Origin of the sequence: Streptomyces sp. NPDC029674 (assembly GCF_044903205.1) — a bacterium.
Lineage (GTDB): Bacteria > Actinomycetota > Actinomycetes > Streptomycetales > Streptomycetaceae > Streptomyces.
Window position 1 is genome coordinate 1 of record NZ_JBJDPY010000042.1, and the last position, 4,938, is coordinate 4,938.

General features: G+C 64.7%; 3 protein-coding genes and 3 pseudogenes. 2 read left to right on the plus strand and 4 right to left on the minus strand.

The features are described from left to right. Positions 1-863 precede the first annotated feature (863 nt). The 3 genes from ACI2L3_RS40115 to ACI2L3_RS40125 all read right to left on the minus strand — a co-directional run bounded on the left by ACI2L3_RS40115 (position 864) and on the right by ACI2L3_RS40125 (position 3,593). Positions 864-1,214: a methyltransferase domain-containing protein gene (locus ACI2L3_RS40115; protein ID WP_404757426.1), complete on the minus strand. Its 351-nt coding sequence runs from the start codon at positions 1,212-1,214 to the stop codon at positions 864-866. Positions 1,215-2,262: 1,048 nt separating this feature from the next. Next, the gene (locus ACI2L3_RS40120; protein ID WP_404757427.1) at positions 2,263-2,598 is read right to left on the minus strand and encodes a hypothetical protein; all 336 of its coding nucleotides are present in this window, start codon (positions 2,596-2,598) and stop codon (positions 2,263-2,265) included. 845 nt (positions 2,599-3,443) lie between these two features. Next, positions 3,444-3,593: a hypothetical protein gene (locus ACI2L3_RS40125; RefSeq protein WP_404757428.1), complete on the minus strand. Its 150-nt coding sequence runs from the start codon at positions 3,591-3,593 to the stop codon at positions 3,444-3,446. Positions 3,594-3,749: 156 nt separating this feature from the next. Between ACI2L3_RS40125 and ACI2L3_RS40130 the strand changes: the two are divergent. Further along, positions 3,750-3,926 (plus strand): annotated as a pseudogene (locus ACI2L3_RS40130) (hypothetical protein); the annotation flags it as partial. A gap of 79 nt (positions 3,927-4,005) precedes the next feature. On the opposite strand, the pseudogene ACI2L3_RS40135 reads toward ACI2L3_RS40130, so the two are convergent. Next, positions 4,006-4,699, minus strand: a pseudogene (locus ACI2L3_RS40135) (IS5 family transposase); the annotation flags it as partial. Between the two features lie 84 nt (positions 4,700-4,783). Between ACI2L3_RS40135 and ACI2L3_RS40140 the strand changes: the two are divergent. Next, positions 4,784-4,938 (plus strand): annotated as a pseudogene (locus tag ACI2L3_RS40140) (IS5/IS1182 family transposase); the annotation flags it as partial.

Genomic DNA, 4,938 nt, shown 5'->3' on the forward strand with positions numbered 1-4,938 from the left:
CCGCTACGAGCGGAAGCCGGAACACTTTCTCGCCTTCACTGCCATCGCCGCGACCCTCATATGCCACCGCCGACTGACCAAGTGAAATCACGTCTAAGCAGGTCGCCGACCGCTTCGGCGTCCCGCAGGGTCGCGGTGTCGGTGGAGAGCTCGCCGAACGAGTCGGCGGGCATTTGTGAGACGACTCGCGCGGTCACTGCCTCGACCTGTTCACGCAGGTACGCCGCGTGGTCGTCGACGGCGAGCAGCGCCCGCCGAGCCCGTCCGCAGCCCGCACGGGCAGTCGCAGCAAATGCGTTAGCCGTACAGGCATAATCCCCCCGAACCACATCAACACACCCGCCCCGGCGACTGCGAGGAGCGTGACGAGCACCGCCCATCATCCGGAACAGGCGGGCCCTCGCCGCTCGACGAGCCCCTTCGCGAGCCGGGGAGGGACTACGGGCTGAGGGGTCCTCGCAGCGTGGGCCGGTGCTGCGGCGGAGCGGGGGCGGGAGTCTGCCGCGGCGGCTGTCTCGCCGGTTCGGCATCGCGGAAGAGGTGATCCGTCGGGATCGAGCCGTGGTACTTCCGCACCACCGGCTCGAGGGTCTTCGTGAACTTGTCCCGCGCACCGGTGCCCTGTCGGACCTCCGCGGTCGTCGCTTCCAGGCGGGCTTGCGGTGCTTCTCTGCGGCTTCGGACTGCGGTATCGGCACAGCACGCTCCCAGCGGCGCCCAAGGCAGCCTGCGCAAGTGTCTTCTGACGCCATGACAGATGATTACTGATCTTCTCGGTTCTACCCGGGCAAGAGGCGGTCAGCTGTCGCCGAAGGTCCCTACTCCTGGGGGCTTTGGTCTCGAATCAGCGCGCATGGGGCCGCTTACAGGCACAGGACGTTTGTGGAGTAACTCCGGGTCGCCGTCGGCATCAGATCCTGGCCGGTGAGAGTCGAGGGCGGAACTGACCTTGCAATCGACCTGAACGCGACCGCCCTGTGACGGCATACGCATATTCCAGTGCTGCGGCGGCAGAAGGATTTCGAGGGGAAGTTATCCGCCGTACCGAAGTTCTCGAAGGCGTCCACGCTGACGATCGGGTCGAAGCTCTGCTCCTCGAACGGCAGGGCATGCGCCTCCGCGCGCACAGCCTCCACCTGGTCACCGACACCCGCCTCGGCGAAGACCGCTGCCGCCTGTTCGGCGGCCAGCCGACCGAGGACCGCGGGCCGCACTCCTCCCAAGTGGCAGCCGACGCTACGCCAGCCCGGTCAGCGCGTTGAGACCTTGCGCTTCAGGTCCGGCTCACCGGGTCAAGCGGGCCCGCCTACGCGCTGCCGAGTCGAAGTCCGAGACCACGACCCGACCCCCGTAGCAGGGCTGACGAAGCCCGGTTCGCCAGAAGACCCCGATCCACTGAATGAGCGCGGCCGGGGCCTGTTGCTCGTCCGCAAGCTCAGCACGTCGGCCGGGTGCCGGACCACCGAGCTGGGTAAGGCCGTATGGTTCACTCTCCCGCTGACACACCGGAGCGCAGCCGACGTGCCGTCAGCAAGCCGGCGGGAGAAAGAAGGAGAGTGAGTCGCGTGCCAAATGCGATCACTTGAACAGCGTGCCGACACGGGCGGGCTCCGGTTAGCCAAGCACCAACCTGCTGGAAGCGGCAAGCAGCCGCGCTGGGTCGGCGCTGGACCGCCAACCCGGCTTCCTGCACCCATAAAACTGACCTGCCCCGTACACGCCAGAGAGGCACAGGGAGCGGCGCGCCTGCCGACGTGACCAGTCGGCATACCTTAGCCGGACCGGTTTCGGTTGCGCCCGACGAGAGTCAAGCCGGTCGTAAGCTCCGGCGGAGTTGGCTCCTTCGCCTGCGAGTAGGGCCCCGGGGGGGGGCTCACGCGCGAGGGCGCGGCTGGGTTCTGCAGCTCGGGGTTGGGCCGAAGCCGCAATTATGCCGTCAGGGTGAGCGAATTCCCGGCCGTCCGATCCGCAGAACAGCCCCGTCCCGGCAGCGGACGCGATCCGAACCACCCGCCGACTCCATGCTGGGTAGCGCCTGGGCGGCCGTGACGCGCACCGCCCGGTGGGGTAAGTGGGGGTAGGCGCCGCGCAGCAGCGCCAACCCGCACGCTGGCTGCGCAGGCGAGGCCTGCGCAGCCAGCGTCCCGCTCGGGGGCCGTGCCGTGGCGTTTCAGCGAGCGCCCAACTCATGCTGGCGAATGCCGAAGTGTTGATTCCAAACGGATCCGCTCAGATGGCCCTCCAGCATTGGCGAGATGCTTCCTAGCAGCTTTTCTTGTACTCAAACTTGATGGGCTTGGTCAAGAACACCTTGTGGCCCTTGGCGCCGCCCTTGACCTGTATGCACTCATGCGAGAAGCCTGAGTTCGTGGTCACCTTTAGTCCGTGACTACCAGCACAGGTGTTGTGGTAGTAGACGGTGTACGTGGCGATGCCGTCGTCGCCCCATGAGTAATTGAAGCAGGTAACGCTTCCTTCCCGCTTCTTCCGAGGGCTGGCATCGACGCCTGTGTCCGCGCTCGCCGTCCCGGCGCTCGCTACCCCTACCGCCAGTGCGGTGCCAAGGATAGTGCTAATGACTTTCGCTGAACGGTGCATCTCACTCCCTTACGTCAGAAGTATCTGCATGCGGCTGAGCTTCATGCAGATACGCGTTGCCCTGCGCAACCATGACAGAAAGTTAGAGTTCGGAGCCACATTCAAGTGCTCGTTATCGGCAATCGGTATCAGATGAAAGGGGAAACCTGACACCATTGGCGTCACAGTTCCTTGAGGCAGTGATGCTGCAGACCTGCTGTCCTGTCCGGCTTGGCGCCAACAGTGCACGAACCCACGTTGTTCCGCAGTTGTCTCAGCACCCCAGGGATTTCCTGCTCAGCAGGGCTAGATCGATCGTCCCGCGACTGCGGCAAGTCCCCGTCTTGCAGAGAGGAACCCGCGTACCGCGGCGGCTCACTACCAACTTTCCCGGCATTACAGCCGGCAGTTGGGTGGTCACGGTTGACCTGGCCAGACAATGCATGTGCAATAGTCAGGCGACATGGTCCGTCAAGCGGGGGAGGGGTGCTCTCGAGATGATCAGTTCAAAGTCGGCCGTCCGTCACGTTGAGCGTGCTCTTGCAGGGATTGTCCTCATCGCCGAAATCGGAATTCTAGTAATGCTTCTCCTAGGCGACCGGCAAGTCTTCCTCACCGATGTGAAGCAGGGCGTCTACGCCCCCGAATTTGTCATCATCGCGTTGGCTACAGTCGGGTGGTTGCTTCTGCGACGAGTTCGCCACGTCTGCACTGACCTTCGCCAGCCGAGCCCTCGTGAAGGTTCCCTGGTCGCAGGCTCCAGCGTCTATCGGCGCCCGGGTGCCCCCGCCCCGCGTTCATCGGATGACAGTGAGGACGCACTGGCTATGGGTGCGCTGCTCGCGGCGCAAGAGAACTCCTCCAACTCAGCGGACGATTGCGATTGAGGGGTTGTTTTTCCCGTTTGTTTCATTTCTGAACGCGACTTTGACGTGTTGTGTCGGGTCGCACCAGGAGGTGGTTTCCTCGCCGGTGAGGACGGCGGCCATGATGTCGGTCACGACGGACTGGAACATGGCTCGAACCTGTACTTGCGGGTTTCGCTCGCGTGGCCAGGCGGCGATGCTTCAGACGAGCCGAGACCACGGCCGATAGCGTGTGGGCGAGTTGCTCGATTACTTTGCGCGCTATTACCGCAACCCCTAGTCTTCTGAGTCTGGAATTCTGTTCAGATGTTTAGTCTTGGCCTGTGGCACGTACTGGACGGCCGAAGGCCGAGTTGGTTTTGTCGGACGAGGAACGGGCTGCGCTCGAGGGGGGTGCGGCGCCGTTCCACGCCGCACGCGTGGACCTTGCGCTGTCGGATCATCCTGGCCTGCGCGGAGGGTGCTTCCAACAAGGACGTCGCTGCCCGGCTCGGCTCGACGCCGCATGCGGTGGGCCATTGGCGGGCAAGGTTCGTCCACATGCCCCGTTCGAGCGGTCCCCGGACAGAGTGCGCTCGATCACCCAGCGGCGCCGCCCTAACCTTTCGCTGGACTCGATCCCTTTGCGTGCGATGCGTACGCCGATGCGCTTTCCCCACAGCCATCTGCGCATATGGGAACGTCGTACGCCTTATCGGCGTGCAGCCGCTGCGGCTTGAAGTACCGGCCGCGGTAGGGGTCGTGTTGCGTTTGGTGGCCCTCGACCATGGGCTTCAGGCCCTCGCTGTCGTGGACGTTGCCGGCCGAGACGCCGACCAGGAGGGGCAGCCCGTTCGCGTCCGACAGGATGTGCATCTTGGAACCCGGCTTGCGCCGGTCCACGGGGCTCGGACCTGTGTGTTCGCCCCTTTTTTAGCGCGTACGTGAGCGGTGTCCAACACGACGCGAGTGACGTCCACGAGGCCAGCATCGTCGAGCCGGTGCAGTACGGCCTGGTGCAGCCGGCCCCAGACACCGGCTCTGGACCAGATCACGAACCGGCGGTGCGCGGTCGACTTCGAGATACCGAAGTACGGTGGCAGGGCTCGCCAGGCACAGCCGCTGACGAGCACGTAGATGATCGCCGCGAACAGTGTCTCATCAGGCGTGTCCTGCGTGCCGCCACCTTGCGGACGCACCCTCGGCGGTGGGATCAGCGGCTCCGCGATCTCCCACAGCCCATCCGGAACGATCCAACTCCAAGTACCCCGCCCCATGCCGGATTCTACGTCCGCCTCACCACATAGGACACCGTCTTAGACGCCATTTCAGTTGGCGTGATCTTGCGGCAGGCTGGAGTGATGACGGCTGCGCTTGTCGAGCGGATGGCGCCGGAAGACCTGTGGGCCTTGTTCCAACGGGTGGTGCCGCCAGCACCGGTTCGCCCGCAGGGTGGAGGGCACCGTCGGCGAGGGGACCGTGAGGTGCTGGCCGCCATTATCTTCGTGGCCACCTC